The sequence below is a fragment of the Enterobacter sp. SM3 genome (assembly GCF_009811935.2).
GTDB lineage: Bacteria > Pseudomonadota > Gammaproteobacteria > Enterobacterales > Enterobacteriaceae > Enterobacter > Enterobacter asburiae_D.
In genome coordinates this window covers 1,214,879-1,239,305 of sequence record NZ_CP099971.1, presented here as the reverse complement: position 1 = coordinate 1,239,305, position 24,427 = coordinate 1,214,879, and the positions used below count along the sequence as shown (strand labels likewise).

The 24,427-nt window shown below is 59.6% G+C and carries 23 protein-coding genes; 11 read left to right on the top strand and 12 right to left on the bottom strand.

What is annotated here, in order from left to right; genetic code table 11:
* Window positions 1-7: 7 nt before the first annotated feature.
* Complete coding sequence (fes, locus tag GVO84_RS05690) at window positions 8-1,207, bottom strand: enterochelin esterase (RefSeq protein WP_159513626.1); 1,200 nt, start codon at window positions 1,205-1,207, stop codon at window positions 8-10.
* A 146-nt stretch (window positions 1,208-1,353) separates the two neighbouring features.
* Here fes and GVO84_RS05685 point away from each other — a divergent pair, with 146 nt between their 5' ends.
* Together GVO84_RS05685 and entD are read left to right on the top strand one after the other, a co-directional pair.
* The gene (locus tag GVO84_RS05685; protein WP_159513625.1) at window positions 1,354-3,603 is read left to right on the top strand and encodes a TonB-dependent siderophore receptor; all 2,250 of its coding nucleotides are present in this window, start codon (window positions 1,354-1,356) and stop codon (window positions 3,601-3,603) included.
* A gap of 188 nt (window positions 3,604-3,791) precedes the next feature.
* Complete coding sequence (gene entD / locus GVO84_RS05680; RefSeq protein WP_121425498.1) at window positions 3,792-4,439, top strand: enterobactin synthase subunit EntD; 648 nt, start codon at window positions 3,792-3,794, stop codon at window positions 4,437-4,439.
* 70 nt (window positions 4,440-4,509) lie between these two features.
* On the opposite strand, the gene nadS is transcribed toward entD, so the two are convergent.
* From nadS to betT, 3 genes are all read right to left on the bottom strand, one after another.
* The gene (nadS, locus tag GVO84_RS05675; RefSeq protein ID WP_121425658.1) at window positions 4,510-4,794 is read right to left on the bottom strand and encodes a NadS family protein; all 285 of its coding nucleotides are present in this window, start codon (window positions 4,792-4,794) and stop codon (window positions 4,510-4,512) included.
* Window positions 4,795-4,833: 39 nt separating this feature from the next.
* Window positions 4,834-5,181, bottom strand: a complete 348-nt coding sequence (locus GVO84_RS05670; protein ID WP_159515604.1) for a type II toxin-antitoxin system RelE/ParE family toxin — start codon at window positions 5,179-5,181, stop codon at window positions 4,834-4,836.
* A 138-nt stretch (window positions 5,182-5,319) separates the two neighbouring features.
* Window positions 5,320-7,353, bottom strand: a complete 2,034-nt coding sequence (gene betT, locus GVO84_RS05665; RefSeq protein ID WP_159513624.1) for a choline BCCT transporter BetT — start codon at window positions 7,351-7,353, stop codon at window positions 5,320-5,322.
* Window positions 7,354-7,481: 128 nt separating this feature from the next.
* On the opposite strand from betT, the gene betI reads away from it, so the two are divergent.
* From betI to betA, 3 genes are read left to right on the top strand one after another with little or no spacing between them, the layout of a single operon-like run.
* Entirely contained in the window at window positions 7,482-8,069 is a 588-nt protein-coding gene (gene betI, locus GVO84_RS05660) for a transcriptional regulator BetI (RefSeq protein ID WP_032662864.1), read from the top strand.
* A 13-nt stretch (window positions 8,070-8,082) separates the two neighbouring features.
* Window positions 8,083-9,555 carry a betaine-aldehyde dehydrogenase gene (gene betB, locus GVO84_RS05655; RefSeq protein WP_159513623.1) on the top strand — a complete coding sequence of 491 codons (1,473 nt, stop codon included), beginning with the start codon at window positions 8,083-8,085 and terminating at the stop codon, window positions 9,553-9,555.
* 13 nt (window positions 9,556-9,568) lie between these two features.
* Window positions 9,569-11,233, top strand: a complete 1,665-nt coding sequence (gene betA / locus GVO84_RS05650; RefSeq protein ID WP_159513622.1) for a choline dehydrogenase — start codon at window positions 9,569-9,571, stop codon at window positions 11,231-11,233.
* 58 nt (window positions 11,234-11,291) lie between these two features.
* On the opposite strand, the gene GVO84_RS05645 is transcribed toward betA, so the two are convergent.
* Entirely contained in the window at window positions 11,292-11,987 is a 696-nt protein-coding gene (locus GVO84_RS05645) for a GNAT family N-acetyltransferase (protein WP_159513621.1), read from the bottom strand.
* Window positions 11,988-12,188: 201 nt separating this feature from the next.
* Between GVO84_RS05645 and GVO84_RS05640 the strand changes: the two genes are divergently transcribed.
* From GVO84_RS05640 to GVO84_RS05620, 5 genes are all read left to right on the top strand, one after another.
* Window positions 12,189-13,757 carry an ABC transporter substrate-binding protein gene (locus GVO84_RS05640; protein WP_159513620.1) on the top strand — a complete coding sequence of 523 codons (1,569 nt, stop codon included), beginning with the start codon at window positions 12,189-12,191 and terminating at the stop codon, window positions 13,755-13,757.
* A 98-nt stretch (window positions 13,758-13,855) separates the two neighbouring features.
* Window positions 13,856-14,869, top strand: coding sequence for an ABC transporter permease (locus GVO84_RS05635; protein WP_159513619.1), 1,014 nt, complete (start codon window positions 13,856-13,858; stop codon window positions 14,867-14,869).
* Window positions 14,869-15,702, top strand: coding sequence for an ABC transporter permease (locus tag GVO84_RS05630; protein ID WP_108415794.1), 834 nt, complete (start codon window positions 14,869-14,871; stop codon window positions 15,700-15,702). The genes GVO84_RS05635 and GVO84_RS05630 overlap by 1 nt, the downstream gene beginning before the upstream one ends.
* Window positions 15,695-16,531 carry an ABC transporter ATP-binding protein gene (locus GVO84_RS05625; RefSeq protein ID WP_159513618.1) on the top strand — a complete coding sequence of 279 codons (837 nt, stop codon included), beginning with the start codon at window positions 15,695-15,697 and terminating at the stop codon, window positions 16,529-16,531. Before GVO84_RS05630 ends, GVO84_RS05625 begins: the two co-directional genes overlap by 8 nt.
* Window positions 16,518-17,222, top strand: coding sequence for an ABC transporter ATP-binding protein (locus GVO84_RS05620; RefSeq protein WP_159513617.1), 705 nt, complete (start codon window positions 16,518-16,520; stop codon window positions 17,220-17,222). The genes GVO84_RS05625 and GVO84_RS05620 overlap by 14 nt, the downstream gene beginning before the upstream one ends.
* A 69-nt stretch (window positions 17,223-17,291) precedes the next feature.
* Here the strand turns inward: GVO84_RS05620 and GVO84_RS05615 are convergent, their stop codons facing one another.
* The 4 genes from GVO84_RS05615 to budA all read right to left on the bottom strand — a co-directional run bounded on the left by GVO84_RS05615 (window position 17,292) and on the right by budA (window position 21,160).
* Window positions 17,292-17,765: a cold-shock protein gene (locus GVO84_RS05615; protein WP_047650520.1), complete on the bottom strand. Its 474-nt coding sequence runs from the start codon at window positions 17,763-17,765 to the stop codon at window positions 17,292-17,294.
* Between the two features lie 131 nt (window positions 17,766-17,896).
* Window positions 17,897-18,667: a (S)-acetoin forming diacetyl reductase gene (locus GVO84_RS05610; RefSeq protein WP_024906954.1), complete on the bottom strand. Its 771-nt coding sequence runs from the start codon at window positions 18,665-18,667 to the stop codon at window positions 17,897-17,899.
* Window positions 18,668-18,687: 20 nt separating this feature from the next.
* Window positions 18,688-20,409, bottom strand: coding sequence for an acetolactate synthase AlsS (alsS, locus tag GVO84_RS05605; protein WP_370686443.1), 1,722 nt, complete (start codon window positions 20,407-20,409; stop codon window positions 18,688-18,690).
* Window positions 20,381-21,160, bottom strand: a complete 780-nt coding sequence (budA, locus tag GVO84_RS05600; protein ID WP_159513616.1) for an acetolactate decarboxylase — start codon at window positions 21,158-21,160, stop codon at window positions 20,381-20,383. Before budA ends, alsS begins: the two co-directional genes overlap by 29 nt.
* Before the next feature lie 105 nt (window positions 21,161-21,265).
* On the opposite strand from budA, the gene GVO84_RS05595 reads away from it, so the two are divergent.
* Window positions 21,266-22,147 carry a LysR family transcriptional regulator gene (locus tag GVO84_RS05595; RefSeq protein ID WP_121425510.1) on the top strand — a complete coding sequence of 294 codons (882 nt, stop codon included), beginning with the start codon at window positions 21,266-21,268 and terminating at the stop codon, window positions 22,145-22,147.
* 128 nt (window positions 22,148-22,275) lie between these two features.
* Here the strand turns inward: GVO84_RS05595 and GVO84_RS05590 are convergent, their stop codons facing one another.
* From GVO84_RS05590 to gstA, 3 genes are all read right to left on the bottom strand, one after another.
* On the bottom strand, window positions 22,276-22,638 hold the full coding sequence (locus GVO84_RS05590) for a cupin domain-containing protein (protein WP_047648474.1): 363 nt from the start codon (window positions 22,636-22,638) through the stop codon (window positions 22,276-22,278).
* Between the two features lie 75 nt (window positions 22,639-22,713).
* On the bottom strand, window positions 22,714-23,532 hold the full coding sequence (locus GVO84_RS05585; RefSeq protein ID WP_201283056.1) for an AraC family transcriptional regulator: 819 nt from the start codon (window positions 23,530-23,532) through the stop codon (window positions 22,714-22,716).
* A 212-nt stretch (window positions 23,533-23,744) separates the two neighbouring features.
* A complete protein-coding gene (gstA, locus tag GVO84_RS05580) occupies window positions 23,745-24,350 on the bottom strand; it encodes a glutathione transferase GstA (protein WP_159513614.1) in 606 nt (201 codons plus the stop codon).
* Window positions 24,351-24,427 lie beyond the last annotated feature (77 nt).

The following is a 24,427-nucleotide window of genomic DNA, read 5'->3' as shown; positions in this document are numbered from 1 at the left end:
GACTCCGTTAGTGAATGAGCGGCTGCCAGAGGGTCATCAGCCCCTGCGTCAGCCCACCGCGCCAGCAAAGCGCGTCGTGTCCGCCGTCAACCTGACGCCAGGTAACCTGCTGCTGCGCGTGTAGTTCGGCGTAAATCGCCTGATTGGCATTGAAAATCAGCGGCTCGTTGCGCCCAGCCTCAAGAACGATACGCAGCCCGCTCGCGGTTAGCTCACCCGCTCTGAGCTGTTCGATGAGGCACCCTTCCAGCTGCCCGCCGCGGTGCGGCCACCAGTACGAGCCGGACTGGCTCAGCACGCAGCCAAAACGCTGCGGCCAGTTGAGGCCAGCATAAAGCGAAGAGAGTCCGCCAAAGCTCTGGCCCGCCACCACGGTACGGTCGGCGCGGTCGCTAAATGGCGCGAGATTGTTGACTTGAGGGAGAAGTTCTTCCTGCACCGCCAGCCAGAAATCGCGGTAACAGGGCAGTTCCCGGCTGCGATGTTCTGTATCGATCGCATCAATTAAGACGTAGACCGCAGGCGGCAGTTTGCGCTCGGTGGTGAGCGACGCCAGCGCGGGCCAGACGGGCATGCTTTCGGCCCAGAACTGCCCGTCAAGCAGCACCGCCAGCGGGCGTTGGGGGTTCTCGTCACCGGTGGTATAAATCCACACGCGGCGGCGGTTGTTCAAACGCGCGCTGTTCCACTCAATGCAGACCGGCGGCTGATACGGCGTATCGGGACGACTCCAGCCGGGCTGAACGGGGGCGTCCGGCATCTCCAGTGCCGAGACGGCGTGGCCGCGCCCGCCGCGCCAGCTCTGCGGATTCAGCGGGTCGGAAACCGCGTGCGGCAGCAGCTTGCGCCAGCCTTCGCGCAGCGCCATGCGGTCCGGCTGCGCGCCTTCAAACACTGCGCTGGCAAAATCATTTTCATTCACAGAAGGGATAAAACAGTAGCTCCCGCGCCACTCGGGGCTGAACTCGCCCTGCCACTGCCAGACGTCGGTATCCGGGATGCGCTCGAGGGACTGCGGGCGGGCATGTTGATGGTGATCGGTCACGCCGGTGATGTAGAGCCAGACGCGTTTAACTGCTGACGTTTTCTGCGTTCCTGCCGGGTCTCGCCACCAGAAGGTGACGCGATAGCTCGCCCTCAGACGTTCCCATTCTGGCCCATTTTTCGACTGCCACCAGGCTTCACTTCCCGTTGTTAACGCCGTCACCCTTATAACCTCATGTTTAACAGACTTTTTTGTTTCAGGACAAATTTTATTGATAATATTATTGATAACTATTTGCATTTGCAATAGCGTAATGCCCGCGCTGTGGGAAGCGCGCTCATTAAATAACCATAAAAGCGGGACGTACAATGAATAAGAAGATTCACTCTCTGGCCTTGCTGGTCAATTTAGGGATTTATGGTGTCGCGCTGCCCGCTATGGCAGACGACAAGACCGCCTCTGCGCAGCACGAAGATACGATGGTGATCACCGCCGCCGAACAGAATTTACAGGCGCCGGGGGTGTCAACCATCACCGCCGATGAGATCCGCAAAAACCCGCCTGCGCGGGACGTGGCTGAAATCATTCGCACCATGCCGGGCGTTAACCTGACCGGAAACTCCACCAGCGGCCAGCGCGGGAATAACCGTCAGATTGATATCCGCGGCATGGGGCCTGAAAACACGCTGATCCTGATCGACGGCAAGCCGGTGACCAGCCGCAACTCCATCCGTCTGGGCTGGCGCGGCGAGCGCGACACCCGCGGGGACACCGGCTGGGTGCCGCCAGAGATGATCGAACGCATCGAAGTGATCCGCGGCCCAGCCGCCGCGCGCTACGGCAACGGTGCGGCAGGCGGCGTGGTAAACATCATCACCAAAAAATTCGACGACCAGTGGCACGGCTCCTGGAACACCTACCTGAACGCGCCGGAACACAAGGACGAAGGTTCCACCAAACGCACCAACTTCAGCCTGAGCGGCCCGCTGGGCGGCGACTTCAGCTTCCGCATGTTCGGGAACCTCGATAAGACCCAGGCCGACGCGTGGGACATTAACCAGGGCCACCAGTCTGACCGTACCGGTGCCTACGCCGACACGCTGCCGGCGGGCCGTGAGGGTGTGGAGAATAAAGACATCAACGGCGTGGTGCGCTGGGACTTTGCGCCAATGCAGTCCCTGGAGTTTGAGGCGGGCTACAGCCGCCAGAACAACCTCTACGCGGGCGATACCCAGAACACCAACAACGACAACAGCTCTAGCGGGCTGGTGAAGAAAAACTACGGCAAAGAAACTAACCGTATTTATCGCCAGAACTTCGCGGTCACCTGGAACGGAGGCTGGGATAACGGCATCACCACCAGCAGCTGGGCGCAGTACGAACACACCCGCAACTCCCGTCTGGGCGAAGGGCTGGCGGGCGGGCTGGAAGGGCTGTTCAACAGCAACAAGTTCACCGACACCGACCTGGCCGACGTGATGCTGCACAGCGAAATCAACCTGCCGATTGATTTCCTCGTCAACCAGAACCTGACCCTGGGCACCGAGTGGAACCAGCAGCGCATGAAGGACTCAACCTCCTTTACGCAAACCCAGCAGGGCGGCACCATCCCGGGCATGAGCGACGACCGCAGCCCGTACACCTCAGCGGAGATCTTCTCCCTGTTCGCGGAAAACAACATGGAGCTGACCGACAGCACCATGCTGACCCCTGCCCTGCGCTTCGACCACCACACCATCGTCGGCAACAACTGGAGCCCGTCCCTGAACCTGTCGCAGGGTCTGGGGGATGACTTCACGCTGAAGATGGGGATCGCGCGCGCCTACAAAGCGCCGAGCCTGTACCAGACCAACCCGAACTACCTGCTGTACAGCAAAGGCCAGGGCTGCTACGCCAGCGGTGACGGCGTGGGCTGCTACATGATGGGCAACGACGACCTGAAAGCGGAAACCAGCATCAACAAAGAGATTGGACTGGAGTGGAAACGCGACGGCTGGCTGGCGGGCGTGACCTGGTTCCGCAACGACTATCGCAACAAGATCGAAGCGGGCTACGCGCCGATTGGCCACATCTCTTCCGGTAAAGTGCAGACGGATATCTACCAGTGGGAAAACGTACCGAAAGCGGTGGTCGAAGGGCTGGAAGGCTCCCTGAACGTGCCGGTTAGCGACACGATCAACTGGACCAACAACATCACCTACATGCTGCAGAGCAAGAACAAGGAGACCGGCGACCGTCTGTCGATCATTCCGGAGTACACGCTGAACTCAACCCTGAGCTGGCAGGTGCATCAGGACGTGTCGCTCCAGTCGACCTTTACCTGGTACGGCAAGCAGCAGCCGAAGAAGTACAACTACAAAGGCCAGCCTGTGACCGGGTCTGAGAAAGACGAAGTCAGCCCGTACAGCATCGTTGGCCTGAGCGCGACGTGGGACATGACCAAAAACGTCAGCCTGACCGGCGGCGTGGACAACGTCTTCGACAAACGCCAGTGGCGCGCGGGTAATGCCCAGACAACCGGAAACACCACCACCGGTGCGTATATGTACGGTGCGGGTGCGTACACGTATAATGAACCGGGCCGCACCTGGTACATGAGCGTGAATACGCGATTCTAGGTAAAAGCAAAACGGCAACCCCGTTGCCGTTTTTAGTGTCTGCTCCCTCTCCCCGTGGGAGAGGGCCGGGGTGAGGGCGAGGTAAAAGCAAAACGGCAACCTCGTTGCCGTTTTTAGTGTTTGCTCCCTCTCCCCGTGGGAGAGGGCCGGGGTGAGGGCATCAGGCCGCACAATTCAAAAGGAAAAACATGCACACCACCCATACCACGTTCATTCTCGCCGGCCACACCGTCCACCACGTCACCTTCGACCCAACCACCTTCACCGACACCGATCTCCTCTGGCTCCCCCACCACGCTGAGCTTTCAAACGCCGGGCGCAAACGCAAAGCCGAGCATCTTGCCGGACGCATCGCCGCCGCGCATGCCTTACCCGATCGCACCGTTCCCGGCATCGGCCCCAGCGGAGAACCGCTCTGGCCGGAAGGGGTTTCGGGAAGCATCACCCACAGCGGCACGCAGGCGATGGCGGTTGTCGTCCGTCATCCAGATGCGCTGGTGGGTATTGATTGCGAAGCCATTCTTCCAGACCGGGAAGCCCGCGAAATCAAGGACGGCATCGTTGATGCGCAGGAAGCGATATGCCTGACACACTCGGGCTACCCTTTTGCGCTGGCATTGACGCTCGCTTTTAGCGCCAAAGAGAGTTTGTTTAAAGCCCTCTTCCCGCAGATGAAGATTTACATGGGTTTTGAGTGGGCGAGAGTCACAGAGATAACGGAAAAAACAATCACACTGGCGCTTTCGCGCCCGGCTGGAGAATATCCTGAGGGTAAACGCTTCACCCTCGTCTGGCAGAATAATGATGGGAACGTGTGGACGCTGCTAAAAGCCTGATGGCGCTGCGCTTATCAGGCCTACGGTAAAGCGGTTTTGTAGGCCGGGTAAGCGCAGCGTCACCCGGCGCTCACTGCCCCGCAAGCGCTCTGTAAAACGCGGGATTATCTCTAATCACATTCAGCACTTTCGCCGCTAATCCCGTTGGGTTTCGCCGTTTCGACTCCCAGCTTTTAATCGTGTCAATGCTTGTACCCAGAGCCTTCGCCATTTCGCTTTGAGTGACATTTAACTGCTCTCTTATCGCCCGAACGTCCGCGACCTCATAGCGAGTTACTCGTGATGGCGTTTTCTTACCACGTTGGATTTCGGCTGCCTCTTCAAGCGAAGCCTTCAGTTCATCGAAGATACTCATTGTCTGCCTCTTTTGCCTGATGGAGTACATAGTACACCTTTAGTTAACGGAACTGGAAGCGGTATTTGTGAGAACAGACGTGAGTTTTTTGAGTTCGGCTTTCTCTAGATCGGTCAGGCTGTCCTTAATGCTTTTTGGGTAGGCCATGATGAAATAAATCACCTCCTCCGTGGCCAAAAAGTAGATCACTCTGGCACCGCCTCTCTTTCCCTTTGAGCCTGCGGCCATCCTGATTTTCCGTAGCCCACCCGTGTGTTGGATCAGGTCGCCTTTATCAGGCCAGGCAATGAGTTCCTTTTGGAGATCCTTTAATTCATCATCCGTAGCAATGCTTTTAATCTGCCGGGTAAAGAGTGATGTTTCGATAAACTCTATTGCGTGACTCATCCATAGTTCCTTCCCTGGACGCAGCAAAAGCCTGAATGCTTCAGCACCAGGCTTTTGCTGCATGGTTACTCTTCCTTGAGTAATATTGCGCCGAATAACTGTATTTATATACAGTCAAAAGGTATTTTAAGAATCCGTTTAGACATCCGGGAACATCACGCTATTGCCCGGCGCTTCCCTGTGCAGGTGGATAAAGTTCAGGTGCCGTTCATACTGGTCCAGAATGTCCGTAATCACCTGCTCCTTGCTGTAGTCCATCAAATCATTCCCCTGGCTGCCTTCCAGCAGGAAGGTCTCAAGCCGGTAGTAGGTCGATTTCCCGCTGCGCGCCCGGTAGGTAAACCCGGGTACCGAGTACTGCTGCGGCCAGATCTGATAGACAAAGTTCTGCTCGTCGCCCATGTGCACCAGCAGATCCAGGTGCCCCAGGGTCTCGCCCTCCTCCGGCGGCAGGTTTTTCAGCTCCACGTACGCGCCGCGCAGCTTCAGCTCCTGCGCCACCTCTTCCATCGCCGGGAAGCAGACCGTCTCCATCATCTGTTTGGTGTAGCGCGTGCCCGGGTAGTTCATCAGGCGCGAGAGGCGTTTCTTCCAGCTCAGCCTGTCCTGCGCGCCCATCGGCCGCGGCGCGGTGTCGCGGCTGGCGCTGACGCGGCGGTAGTCTTCCACCTTGAGCGATTTATACAGCCCGGCCATCACAAAGAAGATGACGAAGCTGAACGGCAGTCCCATGATTACCGTGGTGTTCTGCAGCGCAGAGATACCGTTAGTCATCAGCATGCCGAGCGTCAGCAGGCCGATGGCGACGGACCAGAAGATGCGCAGCCAGTTCGGCGCGTCGCTGTTGATGTCTTTAAGCTTCGAGGTGAAGTTGCCCAGCACCAGCGCGCCGGAATCCGCCGAGGTGACGTAAAACAGCAGGCCGGTGATGGTCGCCACGGAGGCGCTAAAGGTGAACGCCGGGTACTGCGCCAGCAGGCTGTAGAAGCCGCGCTCCGGGTGCGCCATCGCTTCCTGCGCGAAGGTTGCATTGCCGTGGATGATCTCGTGCAGCGCGCTGTTGCCGAACACCGACAGCCACAGCAGGGTAAAGGTGAACGGGATAATCAGCGTGCCCATCACAAACTGGCGGATGGTGCGGCCACGTGAAATACGCGCCAGGAACAGGCCGACAAACGGCGACCACGCCACCCACCACGCCCAGAAAAACAGCGTCCAGTTGTTCATCCACTCTACCGGGCGGTCGAAGGCGAAGCTGTTCAGCGTCATGCCCATAAAGCGGTTTACGTAGTCGCCCACGTTCAGCACTAAGGCATTGAGCAGGAACGAGGTATCGCCCATAAAGAGCACGAACAGGATCAGGCCCAGCGCCAGCGCCACGTTCAGCTCGGACAGCACGCGGATGCCTTTATCCACGCCCGACGTCACCGAGATGGTGGCGATAATGACGGAGAGCGCAATCAGCGCCGCTTTGGCCGCCATCGAATCCGGGATATCAAACAGCACGCTCAGCCCGTAGTTGAGCTGCACCACGCCAATCCCGAGCGTCGTCGCGATACCAAAGATGGTGCCAATGACCGCCGCAATGTCGACGCTGTGTCCAATCGGGCCGTTAATTTTTTTACCAAAAATCGGATACAGTGCGGAGCGGATGGTGAGAGGCAAATTATAACGATAGCTAAAGTATCCGAGCGCCATGCCCATCAGGGCGTACATCGACCAGCCCGTCAGGCCGTAGTGGAACAGCGTCCAGACCATCGCCTGGCGCGCGGCCTCCATCGTCTGACCTGCCCCTTCCGGCGGCTGCATATACTGCGTGACCGGTTCCGCCACGGAGAAGAACATCAGGTCGATGCCGATACCCGCGGCAAACAGCATCGCGGCCCAGCTCAGCAGGCTGAACTCGGGCTTGGACTGCTCTGGCCCGAGCTTCACCGACCCGAAGCGCGAGCAGGCGATGCAGACCACGAAGACGATATAGAGCGTCGCGGCCAGCAGATAGTACCAGCCGAAGGTCTTCGACACCCAGTACAGGGTGCGCCCAATCCACTCGGCAGAAAAATCACGAAAGAAGATGGTCGTCAGGGAAAACAACAAAATCAGCCCGGCGGAAGTATAAAAAACGACCGGGTTGATTTTGTCTTTTTCTCTGTCTTGTGAAAGGTCTGTCATCCAGTATCCCCACTGTTTTTGTAACTATTGAAATCCAAATCCGCAACAATTAAGACACATTTTATATTGAACGTCCAATCAAAAACCGCTTTAATGTATTACCAACGCTGATGAATGGAGTGGCAAAAATGCCCAAAGTGGGGATGCAGCCGATCCGGCGCAGGCAGCTTATCGACGCCACGCTGGAAGCAATAAATGAAGTGGGAATGCATGACGCGACGATCGCGCAGATCGCCCGTCGGGCGGGCGTTTCCACGGGGATCATCAGTCACTACTTCAAAGACAAAAACGGTCTGCTGGAAGCGACCATGCGCGACATCACCGGCCAGCTGCGCGACGCGGTTTTGAGCCGCTTACGCGCCCTGCCGGACGGCAGCGCGGAGCAGCGCCTGCAGGCAATTGTCGGCGGCAATTTTGATGAAACCCAGACCAGCGGAGCGGCCATGAAGGCCTGGCTGGCCTTCTGGGCGAGCAGCATGCACCAGCCGATGCTCTACCGTCTGCAGCAGGTGAGCAGCCGTCGCTTGTTGTCAAACCTGGTGTACGAGTTCCGCCGTGAGCTGCCGCGCGAACAGGCCGAAGAGGCGGGCTACGGCCTGGCGGCGCTGATCGACGGGCTGTGGCTGCGCGCCGCGCTGAGCGGCAAGCCGCTGGATAAAACCCTGGCGCAATCGCTCACCAGCCACTTTATCAGCCAGCATTTACCGACCGAATAACCGAGGAGAATTTATGTCCCGAATGGCAGAACAGCAGCTTTATATCAATGGTGGTTATACATCCGCCACCAGCGGTCGCACCTTCGAGACCATCAACCCGGCCAACGGTGAAGTTCTGGCGACCGTACAGGCCGCCGGGAGAGAAGACGTCGATCGCGCCGTGGAAAGCGCAAAACGCGGGCAAAAAATCTGGGCGGCGATGACCGCCATGGAGCGCTCGCGCATCCTGCGTTGCGCCGTCGATATCCTGCGCGAGCGCAACGACGAACTGGCGAAGCTGGAAACCCTCGACACCGGTAAAGCGTATTCCGAAACCTCAACCGTCGACATCGTCACCGGCGCGGACGTGCTGGAGTACTACGCGGGGCTGATCCCGGCGCTGGAAGGCAGCCAGATCCCGCTGCGTGAGACCTCGTTCGTCTACACCCGCCGCGAGCCGCTGGGCGTGGTGGCGGGCATCGGCGCGTGGAACTACCCGATCCAGATCGCCCTGTGGAAATCGGCCCCGGCGCTGTCGGCGGGCAACGCGATGATCTTCAAGCCGAGCGAGGTCACCCCGCTCACCGCCCTGAAGCTTGCCGAGATCTACACCGAAGCGGGCGTGCCGGACGGCGTGTTTAACGTCCTGCCTGGCGTGGGCGCAGAGACCGGCCAGTACCTGACCGAGCATCCGGGCATCGCGAAAGTCTCCTTCACCGGCGGCGTCGCCAGCGGCAAAAAGGTGATGGCCAACTCGGCGGCCTCGTCCCTGAAAGAGGTGACGATGGAGCTGGGCGGCAAATCCCCGCTGATCATTTTTGACGACGCGGATCTGGATCTCGCGGCGGACATCGCCATGATGGCGAACTTCTTCAGCTCCGGCCAGGTGTGCACCAACGGCACCCGCGTGTTCGTGCCCGCGAAATTGAAAGCCGCGTTTGAGCAGAAAATCGTCGAGCGCGTGGGCCGCATCCGCGCGGGCGATCTGTTCGATGAAACCACCAACTTTGGCCCGATGGTCAGTTTCCCGCACCGCGACAGCGTGCTGCGCTACATCGCCAAAGGCAAAGAGGAAGGCGCGCGCGTGCTGTGCGGCGGAGACGCGCTGAAGGGCGAAGGTTTTGACAAAGGCGCGTGGGTCGCCCCGACCGTGTTCACCGACTGCACCGACGAGATGACCATCGTGCGCGAAGAGATCTTCGGCCCGGTGATGTCCATCCTCACCTATGAAAGCGAAGAAGAAGCCATTCGCCGCGCCAACGACACCGACTACGGCCTGGCGGCGGGCATCGTGACTGCCGACCTGAACCGCGCGCACGGCGCCATTCATCAGCTCGAAGCGGGCATCTGCTGGATCAACACCTGGGGTGAATCCGCCGCAGAGATGCCGGTCGGCGGCTACAAACACTCCGGCATTGGCCGCGAGAACGGCGTGATGACGCTGCAGAGCTACACCCAGGTGAAGTCCATCCAGGTTGAGATGGGTAAATTCCAGTCCATATTTTAACCGGGAGGTTTATTTGCAATTTGACTACATCATTATCGGGGCCGGCTCTGCCGGCAACGTATTGGCAACGCGACTGACTGAAGATCCGAACACCACCGTCCTGCTGCTTGAGGCGGGCGGGCCGGACTACCGCTTTGACTTCCGCACCCAGATGCCCGCCGCGCTGGCGTTCCCGCTGCAGGGCAAGCGCTACAACTGGGCGTATGAAACCGAGCCAGAGCCGCACATGAACAACCGCCGCATGGAGTGCGGACGCGGAAAAGGGCTGGGCGGCTCGTCGCTGATCAACGGCATGTGCTACATCCGCGGTAACGCAATGGATCTTGACCACTGGGCCAAAGAGCCGGGTCTGGAGCACTGGAGCTACCTCAACTGCCTGCCCTACTACCGCAAGGCAGAGACGCGCGACGTGGGGCCGAACGACTATCACGGCGGCGACGGTCCGGTGAGCGTTACTACCTCGAAGCCGGGCGTGAACCCGCTGTTTGAGGCAATGGTGGAAGCGGGCGTGCAGGCGGGCTATCCGCGCACCGAGGATCTCAACGGCTACCAGCAGGAAGGCTTCGGCCCGATGGACCGCACGGTCACGCCGCAGGGCCGACGCGCCAGCACCGCGCGCGGCTATCTTGACCAGGCAAAGCAACGTCCGAACCTGACCATCCGCACCCACGCCACGACCGATCGCATTATCTTTGACGGCAAGCGCGCGGCGGGCGTCGAGTGGCTGGAAGGGGAAAGCACTATCCCGTCCAGAGCGACGGCGAACAAAGAGGTGCTGCTGTGTGCAGGCGCGATTGCCTCCCCGCAGATCCTCCAGCGCTCCGGCGTGGGCAGCGCGGACCTGCTCGCCGAGTTCGATATCCCGCTGGTGCACGACCTGCCCGGCGTGGGCGAAAACCTGCAGGATCACCTGGAGATGTACCTCCAGTACGAGTGCAAAGAGCCAGTCTCCCTCTACCCTGCCCTGCAGTGGTGGAACCAGCCGAAGATTGGCGCCGAGTGGCTGTTTGGCGGCACCGGCGTAGGCGCGAGTAACCACTTCGAAGCGGGCGGGTTTATCCGCAGCCGCGAGGAGTTCGAGTGGCCGAACATTCAGTACCACTTCCTGCCGGTAGCGATTAACTACAACGGTTCGAACGCGGTAAAAGAGCACGGCTTCCAGTGCCACGTCGGCTCCATGCGCTCGCCGAGCCGCGGCCACGTGCGCATCAAGTCGCGCGATCCGCACCAGCATCCGGCGATCCTGTTCAACTATATGTCCCACGAGCAGGACTGGCAGGAGTTCCGGGACGCGATTCGCATCACCCGCGAGATCATGCACCAGCCCGCACTGGACAAATATCGCGGTCGCGAAATCAGCCCGGGCGTCGAGTGCCAGACCGACGAACAGCTGGACGAGTTCGTGCGTAACCACGCTGAAACCGCCTTCCACCCATGCGGCACCTGCAAGATGGGTTACGACGAGATGGCGGTGGTCGATGGCGAAGGCCGCGTTCACGGACTGGAAGGGCTGCGCGTGGTGGATGCGTCGATCATGCCGCAGATCATCACTGGTAACCTGAACGCCACCACTATTATGATTGGCGAGAAGATTGCCGACGCCATTCGCGGGCGCGAGCCGCTGGCGAAGAGCACGGCGGCGTATTATGTGGCGAACGGTGCACCGGTAAGACGCTGAGTGCGTTTATCCCCTCACCCTAACCCTCTCCCCTTTGGGGAGAGGGGTAAGTCTTTTACTACCGAAATTCCTCTAACCGCTTAATCTGCCGCCCTTCCCCGTCAAAATTCTCTGCCGCCAGCCAGGCGCGCAGTTCGGCGTCTCTTTGCGGCCATTCGCCGTCAATAATAGAAAGCATATCGCTGTCGCGGTTGCGCCCTTTGCGCACCAGCTTCTGGCGCAGGCGTCCTTCCCAGACAAACCCCAGCCGCTCCGCCGCGCTGCGTGACGCAATGTTCATGGAATCGCACTTCCACTCGAGACGCCGGTAGCCGTGCTCAAACGCATTTTTCAGCAGCAGCCACACCGTTTCGGTGCCCATCCGGGTCCCTTTCATCCTGCGCGACCAGGTCACGTGCCCGATCTCCACCGACCCCAGCAGCCGCTCGTTAGCCATATAGCTCACCAGCCCCACCGCCCGCTCGGTGCGTAAATCAATGACGGCAAAGGGCACCAGCTCATCGTCCATGACCTTAGCCATGATCCAGTGCGCGGTGGCTTCCACGTTCGCTGGCTGCGTGCTGGCAAGCCATGTCCAGTCGCTGTCATCGCCCAGCGCGTAGGCCTCATAGAGATCGGCCGCGTGACGATCGGCATCCAGCGGCTCCAGGCGGCAATACTGGCCGAACAGCGGCGTGCGGGTTAATACGCGCGCGCCTTTCCAGTCGGGAACGATATCGTTAACGGTTTGACCATGTTGATTGATTTCGGGCACGGCGGTGACTCCCTGAAAGGTAAGGAGTTTGTTATAGCAGGTTAAAAAGCGGGCGAAAAGCAGCGTATTCTAATAGCCCGAGCGCATGCGATATTCCCGTAAGATATAAGCAAAGCTGAATTTCGACTTTGCGGAATGTAAGAGTCGACCTAACGTAGCGGAGCATAAAACAATCACAATATATTCTTCTCAGGGATCGCTATGACGAAAAAACTGTTGCCGTTACTGGTGCTGGCTGCGCTCTCAAGCGCGGCCCACGCCGCTACTCCGCCCAACACGCTGGTTGTAGCCCAGGGGCTTGATGATATCGTAAGCCTCGACCCGGCCGAAGCCAACGAGCTTTCCAGCATCCAGACCGTGCCGAGCCTGTATCAGCGCCTGGTACAGCCGGACCGCGATAACCCTGAAAAAATCACCCCGATTCTGGCAGAAAGCTGGGAAGCGGACGCGGCAGCAAAAACGCTGACGATCAAACTTAAGCCCGATGCCAAATTCGCCTCCGGCAACCCGCTGCGCCCGGAAGACGTGATTTTCTCGTACACCCGCGCCGTAACGCTGAACAAATCTCCGGCATTCATCCTGAACGTGCTGGGCTGGGACGCGAGCAACATCGCCAGCCAGCTGAAAAAGGTGGACGACCATACCCTCACGCTTCACTGGACTGCGGACGTTAGCCCGTCGGTGGCGCTGAATATTCTCTCCACGCCGATTGCCTCCATCGTCGATGAAAAGCAGGTCGCGGCGAACGTGAAGGATAACGACTTCGGTAACGCCTGGCTGAAAATGCACTCGGCGGGCAGCGGCGCGTTCAAAATGCGCGTCTATCAGCCGCATCAGGCCATCGTGCTGGAAGCCAACGAGTCAGCGCCCGGCGGCGCGCCGAAGCTCAAAAGCATCATCATTAAAAACGTCCCCGACCCGGCTTCACGCCGCCTGCTGATCCAGCAGGGTGATGCGGACGTGGCGCGCGATCTGGGTGCAGATCAGATAAGCGCCCTGGACGGCAAGGCGGGCGTGAAGGTGCTGAGCATTCCGTCCGCGGAGCAGAATTACCTGGTGTTTAATACCGGCAACAGCGCCAACCCGCTGCTGAACAACCCGGCGTTCTGGGAAGCCTCGCGCTGGCTGGTGGATTATGAAGGCATCACCAAAAATCTGCTGAAAGGCCAGTACTTTGTTCACCAGAGCTTCCTGCCGGTCGGTCTGCCGGGCGCGCTGGAAGACAATCCATTTACGTTTGCCCCGGCAAAAGCGAAAGCGATCCTCGCCAAAGCGGGCATTAAAGACGCGCACTTCACGCTGGACGTGGAGAACAAGCCGCCGTTTATCACCATCGCCCAGTCGATGCAGGCGAGCTTTGCCCAGGGCGGCGTGAAGGTCGATCTGCTGCCTGCCGCCGGGAGCCAGGTCTATGCCCGCGTGCGCGCAAAGCAGCATCAGGCGGCGATTCGTCTGTGGATCCCGGACTATTTTGACGCGCACTCTAACGCCAGCGCCTTTGCGTGGAACGACGGCAAATCCAGCACCGTGGCCGGGCTGAACGGCTGGAAAATTCCAGAGCTGAACAAAGCTACGCTGGCGGCGGTAGCCGAGCCGGATCCGGCGAAGCGTCTGGATCTGTATAAGAAGATGCAGAAACAGCTGCAGCAGAATTCGCCGTATGTGTTCGTCGATCAGGGTAAAACCCAGATCGTGGTGCGCGATAACGTGAAGGGGTATCAGCAGGGGCTGAACGCGGATATGGTCTGGTACGACCGCGTCACGAAGTAGCCCTTGTTGCCGGGTGGCGCTGCGCTTACCCGGCCTACGTTCTCGGTTTTTGTAGGCCGGGTAAGGCGAAGCCGCCACCCGGCATGAAGAGATTTCCCATGCCACATCTTTCCACCCGCGTGCTCCAGGGTCTGCTGACCCTGCTGCTTACGCTCTTCGGGCTGCTGCTCGTCACGTTTGCGCTCTCGGCGTTTTCACCGGTCGATCGCGTGCTGCAGATCGTCGGCGATCACGCCAGCCAGTCAACCTACGATCAGGTTCGCCACCAGCTTGGGCTGGATCGTCCCCTGCCCGTGCAGTTCTGGCACTACCTGCAAAATCTTGCCCACGGTGATTTAGGCACGGCCAGCGCCACCGGGCAGCCGGTGCTGCAGGATCTGCTGCACGCCTTCCCCGCCACGCTGGAGCTGGCAACCCTTGCCTTGATCATCGGCGCCGTGCTCGGCGTGATCGCCGGGGTGCTGTGCGCCCGCTACGCCGGTTCGCCGCTCGATCTCGCCATCAGAACCCTCACCCTGCTCGGCAACTCGGTGCCCATTTTCTGGCTCGGCCTGCTGATGCTGGCCCTGTTCTACGCGAAGCTGCAGTGGAGCGCGGGTCCCGGCAGGCTGGACGATATCTGGCAGTTCACCGTCGAGCCGCGCACCGGCTTTGCGCTGGTGGATACCTGGCTTTCCGGCGATCGCGAGGCGTTCCGCAACGCCCTCAGCCACCTGGTGCTGCCGGTGCTGCTGCTGGCCTATTACTCGCTGGCGAGCATCACCCGCCTGACGCGCTCCGCCTGTCTGAGCGAAATGAACAAAGAGTACATCCTGCTTGCCCGCGCCAAGGGCGCCGGGGAGATGGCCATTCTGCTGCGCCACGTGCTGCCGAACATTCGCGGCACCCTGCTGACGGTGATCGCGCTGGCCTACACCAGCATGCTGGAAGGCGCGGTATTAACCGAAACCGTCTTCTCGTGGCCGGGCATCGGGCGTTATCTCACTACCGCCCTGTTCGCCGGAGACACCACCGCCATCATGGGCGGCACGCTGCTGATTGGCGTCTGCTTTGTGCTGATCAATAACCTTACCGACCTGCTCGTGCGGGCAACCGATCCCAGGGTGCGCTAATGCCGTTTTATCTTTTCTTACGCCGCCTGCGCCGCTCCCCCGCCGCGTTTTGCGGACTGATTGCCATCGCGCTGCTGGTGCTTATCGCCCTGTTCGCGCCGTGGCTCGCGCCGCTTGACCCGAACTGGCAGGACGCGGCCGCGCGCCTGCAGGCACCGAACGGCCAGCACTGGCTGGGCACCGACAGCTACGGGCGCGACCTGCTCTCGCGCCTGATTTACGGCACGCGACCGGCGCTCGGGCTGGTGGCATTAGTCACCGTTATCACCCTGCCCGCCGGACTGCTGGTGGGGATTTTGTCCGGCTATTACGGCGGCTGGATGGAGCGCATCCTGATGCGCTTTACCGACGTGGTGATGTCGATGCCGCGCCTGATCCTCGCCTTCGCGTTTGTGGCGATGCTTGGCCCGGGACTGGTCAACGGCGCGCTGGCGCTGGCCCTAACCACCTGGCCGGCCTACGCGCGGCAGGCGCGGAGCGAGATCCAGCGTCTGCGCCACAGCGACTATCTCGCCGCCGCCGAGATGATGGGCATTCGCGGGCTGCGCCTGCTGGTCGGCCATATTCTGCCCCTGTGCCTGCCGTCCGCGATTGTGCGGCTGGCGCTGGATCTGGCGGGGATTATTCTGGCGGCTGCCGGTCTGGGCTTCCTCGGCCTTGGCGCACGCCCTCCAATGGCCGAATGGGGCGCGATGATTGCCGACGGCATGCAGGTCATTTTCGACCAGTGGTGGATTGCCGCCATTCCGGGCGGCGCGATTCTGTTTGCCAGCCTCGCCTTTAACCTGCTGGGCGATGGCCTGCGCGACGTACTGGAGCCACAGCATGACTGAACAACGCGTCATCGTCGATGCGCTGAATATCGACTACCCCGCCGCGCGCGTGGTCAACAGCCTGAGCTTCACGCTGGGCAACGAGCGGCTGGCGCTGGTGGGAGAGTCCGGCTCGGGCAAGTCGATGTCCGCCCGCGCCCTGATGGGGCTGGTGCGCAAGCCCGGCATCGTGAGCGCGGACCGGCTTAACGTGCTCGGCAACGACCTGCAGACCCTGAGCCCCCGCCGTTGGCAGGCGCTGCGCGGTAACGGGATTGCGATGGTCCTGCAGGACCCGCGCTACGCGCTGAATCCGGCGAAAAACGTCGCCGCTCAGCTTGATGAAGCGCTGACCCTGCATCAGCGCCTGCCCCGCGCCGAGCGCCGGGCGCGCATTCACGACATCATCCGCGCCGTCGGACTCAACGAACATGTCCTCCAGCGCTACCCCGGCGAGCTATCGGGCGGCATGGGCCAGCGGGTGATGATTGCGATTGCGCTTATCAACAACCCGCAGGTGCTGATTGCCGACGAACCCACCTCCGCGCTGGACGCCCGCCTGCGCAACCAGATCCTCGAACTGCTGGTGCAGCAGAGCGAAGAACGCCGGATGGCGATGCTGTTAATCAGCCACGACCTGCCGCTGGTGGCGGAACACTGCGACCGCGTGCTGGTGATGTATCAGGGCGAGAAGGTCGATGAGATGGCGGCGAACCGGCTGCCGCAGGCGACGCACCCGTATACGCGCACCCTGTGGACCTGCCGTCCAAACGCCAACACCTTCGGTCAGATGCTGCCGACGCTGGACCGTTCGCAGCCGTGGAAGGAGACCGATAATGACGCTCGTTGACGTTAAGGATCTCCAGGTGAGCTTCGGAGAGAAAACGGCGGTGTCCGCCGCCAGCTTTGCCATCGAGAAAGGCGAAACCTTCAGCCTGATTGGCGAATCCGGCTGCGGGAAATCGACTATTCTGCGCGTGCTGGCGGGATTGCAGCGCGAGTGGAACGGCCGCATTTCGATACTGGGAGACGCGCTACGGCCAGGACGGCGTTTTGAAGGCGAGCTTCGCCGCAACGTGCAGATGGTGTTTCAGGATCCGTGGGCGTCGCTGCACCCAAACCACACCGTTGCACGCACCCTGTCGGAGCCGTTAAACATCCACGGCGAAACGCAGGTTGCTGAAAAGGTGGCGGATGCGCTGCAGCAGGTGGGGCTTTCCGCCGACGCGGGCAAGCGTTATCCGCATCAGCTTTCCGGCGGCCAGCGCCAGCGCGTGGCGATTGCCCGGGCGCTGCTGCTGCGCCCGCAGCTACTGCTGCTGGACGAGCCGACTTCGGCACTGGATATGTCGGTGCAGGCGGAAATTCTCAATCTTTTGAACCGCCTGAAGGCCGAGCACGGCATGACCTACTTGCTGGTGAGCCACGATGCGGACGTGATTGCGCATATGTCCGACCGGGCAGCGTTTATGGCGCACGGGGAGATCCAGAGGGTGTTTGACCGCGAGGCGATGTTGCGGGGCGAGCACAGGATGGGGTAACCCGCGTGGCGGCGAGCGCCGCGCGGGTTTCGTAGGCCGGGTAAGGCGTAGCCGCCACCCGGCAAAAAATCACTTCAGCAGCTTCACCGTGGCATCAATGTCGATCTCATCTTCGGTGAAGATCAGCGTCGTATTCTGGAAGGTGGTGATCGCCAGCTTCTTCACCGTGCGCATTTCGCCCGGCTTTTTCTCGGATTTCGGCTTGATGCTGTTCATCAGCAGCCCAACCGACAGTACCGCGTTCTCTTTGTCGATTTTGGTATCAACCGGCTCTTCTTCGTTAAACACCACGAAGGATTTGATGGAGGTGAGCTTCACGCGCTCGCCGGCAATAAAGAGATGTTTGCTTTCGGGGATCACCTTCACCGCATAGGCGGAAAGGCCTTTGTTGTTGGTGGTTGGCTCAAAGGTCACCGCGGCATCTTTCTTAATCAGATCGGGGTTCGCGACCTTAATCACATGAAAATAGCGGTTGTCGCCGTTTTCATCTTTGATAAATCCAAAGCCTTTATCTTTAAACCACGTTGTGATTGTACCGTTCATCGCTGTTACCGCCTGTCAGATCGTAATGACTAAAGTTTTGCAGCGCGCAGTGTAATGCACAATGACGGAGGAGACAAAAAAAAGCCCCTGCACGGGTGCAGGGGAAAACTCATGTCAGAGCTTATTAGAATTTAATTAAACACCATTCCACCATCAATTAAGAGCGACTGGCCAGTCATGTAGTCGGAATCCGGGCCTGCCAGGTATGAGACGCAGGCGGCGACATCTTCCGGCTCGGACAAACGGCCAAGCGTAATGCGTTTGGCAAAGGTTTCCGTCCCGTAGCCGAGCGGTTTACCCGCCGCCTCGGAGACCTGACGGTCGATTTCCGCCCACATCGGCGTTTTGACGATGCCCGGGCAGTAAGCGTTAACGGTGATCCCCAGCGGCGCGAGATCCCGTGCCGCGGTCTGGGTTAAGCCACGAACCGCGAACTTGCTGGAACTGTAGACCGCCAGTTCAGGATTGCCGGTGTGGCCCGCCTGGGAGCAGGCGTTGATGATCTTGCCGCCGTGCCCCTCTTTGCGGAAGGCGTCAATCGCGGCCTGGATCCCCCAGATCACCCCTTTCACGTTGATGTTGTAGACCTTGTCGACAATGTCCGGCGTGATGGATTCGATGGGGGTAGACGGCGCAATCCCGGCGTTATTCACGATAACGTTAAAGCCGCCCAGCGCGGTGCGCGCTTTCTCCACCGCCGCAAACACCTGTTCGCGGTCAGAGACATCGACCTTCACGGCAACGGCGTTGCCGCCGTTACGGATGATTTCATCGGCGACGGCTCTTGCCGTCTCAACGTTATAGTCGGCGATGGCGACGGCAAAGCCGTCTTTCACCAGGCGAAGCGCGATCGCTTTACCAATCCCCTGGCCTGAGCCTGTTACGAGAGCAACTTTTTGCATTTCTCTGTCCTTATCGTGAGTCACAAAATCTGGCTGAGATGGAGCTGGCCCATCAGCAGCGGGTTATCGCTGTAGTCAACGGGAATGGCCACCACGGCAGGACCATCCACATCCATCGCCGCGCGCAGCGTCGGCTCAAGCGCCTCGGCGCTCTCAACGGCAAAGCCTTTCGCACCGAAGGCGTCGGCATAGACTTTGAAATCGACCGGGCCGAACTCGACGCCGGAAAGCCGCTGGTATTTTTTCTCTTCCTGAATCGCCACCATGTTGTAGGCGTTATCCACCCAGATGATGTGCAGCACGTTGGCGTTGAGGCGCACCGCGGTTTCCAGCTCCATGCTCGACTGCAGGAAGCCACCGTCACCGGAGACCGATACCACCTTGCGGCCCGGATTCACCAGCCACGCGCCAATCGCCCACGGCAGGGCAACGCCCATGGTCTGCTGACCGTTGGAGATCATCACCTGACGCGCGCGGAAGCTGTAGAGATAGCGGGCGATCCAGATGTGGAAGCTGCCCATGTCGACGGTGAGCGTCACGTCGTTATTCACGATGTCCTGCATGGCGCGCACGATGCGCAGCGGATGCAGGGCAAACTGGTTAAGCGAGGCGCCGCGGCGATCGAGGAGATCGCGCTGATGCTGGCGATCGACCAGAATTTCGGAGGCGCGCTGGCTCAGCTCCAGCTTACGATCGATGCGGTTAGCGAGCAGGTTCAGCGTCTCGGCGATGTCCCCCACCAGCTCCAGATCCGGGACGTAGTTACGTTCTTCATAGGCAGGCAGTACGTCAATGTGCACCAGCGTCGCGTCGCCGCTGTTCCACATGGACGGCTCGTACTCCACCGGGCTGTAGCCAACGCAGATAATCAGATCCGCCAGATGCAGCAGCCGGTCGCCCGCCTGGTTGTTAAAGAGGCCGACGCGTCCGGCGAAGCGGGTGAAGTGCTCCTGATTTACCGCCCCGGCGGCCTGATAGGTGCTGGTCACCGGAATACGGCTTTTCTCCAGCAGCTTGCGCAGCGCGGCGCTGTTCGCGGGCTGGCTGGCCATCAGGCCGAGTAAGATGACCGGGTTTTTGGCGTTTTCGATAAGCTTCGCCACGTCGTTAATCGCCGACTCCGGTGCCGGGCCCATCAGCGCCGGGCCGCTGGCGGGTAAAATCGCGCCCGTCGCGGGCTGGTCGACAATATCCTGCGGCAGGCTGACGAACGCGCCCCCCGGTCTGCCGTGCTCGGCAGCGCGAAACGCGTTCGATACCACCTCGGCAATCGCGTCCGGTGAGCTGACCTCCACGGCGTATTTAGTGACAGGGCTGAACATGGCGACGGTATCCATGCTCTGATGCACCAGCTTGGCTTTATCCGCCCGCTTCACCGCCCCGCCCAGCGCGACTACCGGGTCGCCTTCGCTGTTGGCGGTAGCAATACCGGTGATCAGGTTAGAGCAGCCCGGCCCGGAGGTGACCAGCGCCACTCCGGCCTTGCCGGTTAGACGCCCTACCGCCGCCGCCATAAACGCGGCGTTGGCCTCGTGGCGCACCGGGATAATCTCGATGGAGGAGTCCAGCAGGGAGTCGAAAACCTTGTCAATTTTTGCGCCCGGGATCCCGAACACCTGCTTCACGCCCTGCGCTTCCAGCTGGCCGACAACCATATCGGCGCCGTGCGCCCACTGACGTGACTGTTTCTCACTGTTCACGGTAGTTCTCCTGTTAGTTTTCGACGGAACGGATCGCTGCATCAAGATTGCTGGGGTGAAGGTTGGCCTGTAAGAACGCGCTGTCGGCGGGCAGGTCAATCATCAGCTTGTGAATTTCACCGAAGGTGAGCACGCCGCTCTCCAGTTGGTAGTCGAGCAGATGGCCCCCGCCCTGGCGGTCGTCGGTGATGAAATGCTCGTGATAGCCCGCCACGTTGATGCCCTGCATGTGCTGCGGCGTGCGGAACCCGACCAGCACCCCTTCGCGCTGGTTAAAGCGGAACACCGGCTGGTCGTCCAGCACGTCGGTCATCGCGCGGTACGGCGGCTTCTGACGCGGTACGGTGCGGGTGTGGGCGTGGCGGAAGTTGCCGTCAATGCGCAGCGCGCAGAACAGGTTGTCTGAGGGGATCTGCTGGTCGATTGCGTCGTGGATCTGCTGGCGGCTGACCGGCGCATCGAAGGTGATACGGTACTGCGGCTGGAACCAGGTCATCACCGCGAACGGCGTTTTCTGCTCTGGCTTCGCGGCCCTGGCGCTGCCGTCGGCGCGCAGCTGGTACACCTGACTGCTGAAGGCAATCATTTCACCGTCCAGCTCGTTGAAGGTCCCCAAACCAAAATCACCGTGTGCCAGCAGATCGGCGATGGTGGTCTCTCCTTCGTACACGCCGCTTAGCAGGGCGCTCATTAGCGATGTCTGATAGATCACGCTGTCAGGATGCCGGGCGGAGAACCCCTGCAGGGTCTCGCACAGGCTGGCCTCACAATCGCAGGCAGATGCATGCATCATCGTGCTCGTCCTCTTCAACTTTATTTAGAAAGGTTAAATAAATGTTGACCCGATTCAGCAGAGAGTTCCAATATAGAAACTATGCTGGTTTGAGACGTTTTAGATATGGAACTTCGTTATCTGCGGTATTTTGTCGCGGTTGCACGCGAGCGACACTTCACCAGGGCGGCCGAAGCGCTGGGGATTTCACAGCCTCCTCTGAGTCAGCAGATCAAACGGCTCGAAGAGGAAGTGGGCACGCCGCTGTTCAGACGCCTGACGCGGGGCGTGGAGCTGACCGAGGCGGGAGAAGCCTTCTATGAGGACGCCTGCAAGATCCTTGCGCTGAGCGATGCCGCGCTGGAAAAGGCCCGCGGTATCGCACGCGGGCTGAACGGCAACCTGTCGATTGGGATCACCAGTTCAGATGCCTTTCACCCTAAAATTTTCGCGCTGATTCGCCAGTTTCAGGTGCAGAACATGGCGGTGCAGGTTCACCAGGTGGAAGCCAATATGTCGTCGCTGACGACGATGCTGGCGGAGGGTGAGCTGGATATTGCCTTCGTGCGCCTGCCGTGCGAGAGCAGCAAGGCGTTCGAGTTAAAAGTCCTCGACCGGGAGCCGATGGTGGTAGCGTTGCATCGCGACCATCCGCTGGCGGCGTGCGATTCGCTGGCGCTTGAGCAGCTTCGGGATACGCCGGTGGTGCTGTTCCCGCAGGAGGTCGCGCCGGGGTTGTACGATCGGGTTCACGGCTGCTGCGAGCGGGCCGGTATTAACGTGCAGCGCGCGCTGCAGTCGTCGCAGCTTTCGTCGTCCCTGAGCATGGTTTCCGCGGGCGGCGGGTTCGCGCTGGTGCCAAAATCCATGGCGGCTATTTCACCGCCGAATGTGACCTATCATACGCTGAGCTCACCGGAGCTTTATACCGATATCGCGCTGTGCTGGCGGCGTTTTGAACGCTCGCGGACGGTGAAGCGGTTTTTGACGATGATGAGTGAAGGGTGACGGCTGTGCGGCTGTGCCCGGCGGCGCTTCGCTTGCGCGGGCCTACGGTTCGTGTCGCGGGTAGATTGGTTGGCGGTTTTGTAGGCCGGGTAAGGCGTAGCCGCCACCCGGCAAGTCAGCCTCCGTCGTCAAATCCAGACGTCGTTCTCTGCGGTGCGCTCCCCGCCTTCGTGTCCGGTATTCAGGACCCCACAAGGTTCTATCATCATCATTTTTACCGTTGATTCAGCAGACGTTTTATGTTCAACGCCTTTCGGCACAACGTACATTTCTCCTGGATTGACGAGCACATGCCCGTCACGAAAATCAATACGTAACACGCCCTCGACCACGATGAATGCCTCATCGGTTTCAGGGTGCGCGTGCCATATAAAATCACCCGATATTTTGACGATTTTAAACTGATAGTCATTCATCTGGGCGATGACTTTCGGCTGCCAGTGCGCGTCGAAGAGAGAGAATTTATTGTCTAAATTAACAGGACTATACATTGCGACACTTCCTATGGTTGAGAAGCATCCAGGATAGAATAAGGCCGGCGTGCCGGTCTTGAACGATCGTGCAAATCAGGCAGGATGACCTTTGATGAATTTTTGCCAGCGCCCCGGCGACATACCCAACGTTTTGATGAACTGACGAGTCATGTGACTCTGATCTGAAAACCCCGCAGTAGCGGCAGCCTCAGCAAGCGACAGGCCCGCCTGAATCAGGCGTCGACAGTATTCAAGTCGACGCATGGTCACATAGCGATAAGGACTCGTTCCATAAAGCGCACGAAAATCCCGACTCAGGCTCCAGCGATCTCTGCCACTGACGGCGGATAAAGTATCCAGCGTAATATTGTGAATGAATTCAGCGTGTATATATTCGCGCGCGCGTTCTGCGGATTGATAATCCACCCGATTCCGGCGAAAACGTTGTCCTCCCACGACGGCCAGCGTGTGGGCGAGATCGTAGAGCGCATCGTCTTCTTCCAGCGTATCGAAAGATTCTTCTGGCGCTTTTAACAGCGGTTCGGTCGCTGCAAAAAGCCGGGGATCGGATGAAATTCCGCCGGGAATAAACGGCAAAGGCTTTCCGACCAGGATTTTTTGAATTAACGCCGGATCGATATACAGCATCCGATACTGGAATCCGTCGTTCGTTCCCGCCTCTCCGTCATGTATTTCGTCAGGGTGCAGGACCATTGTCCCGCCCGGCAGGCTATGTTGTTTACTTCCCCGATAGTGAAAACTCTGCACCCCGGATAAGGTCCGGCCTATGGCATAAGTGTCGTGACGATGCGGCTCATAGCCATGCCCGCTGAAATACGCCTCTATGCGCTCTATTTTACCGGGTTGTTGCGCCAGTCTGACCCAGTCTTTGTTGGCTTTTGCCTTCGACATATATGACACCTGATGCCCTGTGAGGGTGAAACAACACCATAAACGCATCGGGTGCAGTTTGGAAAGTTGTTGCAGGCAATCCGGGGAAGCAGGATGCAGTGAAAAGCGCCAGGCAATCAGATGCAGAGTGACAGTATGCTAACCCATCCTGACTCCACATCCTCATTTGCCTCCTGCTTCAGGCGTTAATTGTTGCGCCGGAATACGCAGAACTAGACTTTCGCCTCCGCACGTAATGCGGCCTGCACGGCGGGACGGGCACTGATTTTTTCCCTGTACGCCAGTAGCGCGGGCCAGTCGTTGAGTTCAATTGAGAAGTACGTGCACCATCCCAGCACGGTGAAAAGATAGGCATCCGCCACGCTGAAAGACGCTCCCATCAGATAAGCGCTTGTGGAGAGCGTTTTCTCAAGAAAATCGAACCGCCTGAACAGCTTCTCGCGAAAAATCGATTTGGCCTCTTCGGGCAGCGCACGGTTGAAAAGAGGTGCCGATCCCGCGTGTATTTCGCTGGTGATAAAGTTTAGCCATTCCTGATGCCGCACTCGCTCCCAGCCGTCTGCACGCGGTGCCAGCCCACTTTCTGGCTTGAGGTCTGCCAGGTACTGCAAAATGGCTGGCCCCTCGGTCAGGATTTTCCCGTCATCCAGCTCAAGCGCTGCGACATAACCTTTAGGGTTAATGGTCAGGAAGTCGCGCCCGTCAGCGGTAAGCTTGCTCCTGTTGTCCACTTTAACCAGTTCAAACTCAATCGCCAGTTCGCGAAGCACGATATGGGGTGAGAGTGAGCAGGTGTCCGGGGCGTAATAGAGTTTCATAATCTCTCCGTTAAAGCTGTTGAGTGGTGACGATTCAGTTTGAATACACTGTGCTTAAAACCAATCACCCTGTAAAA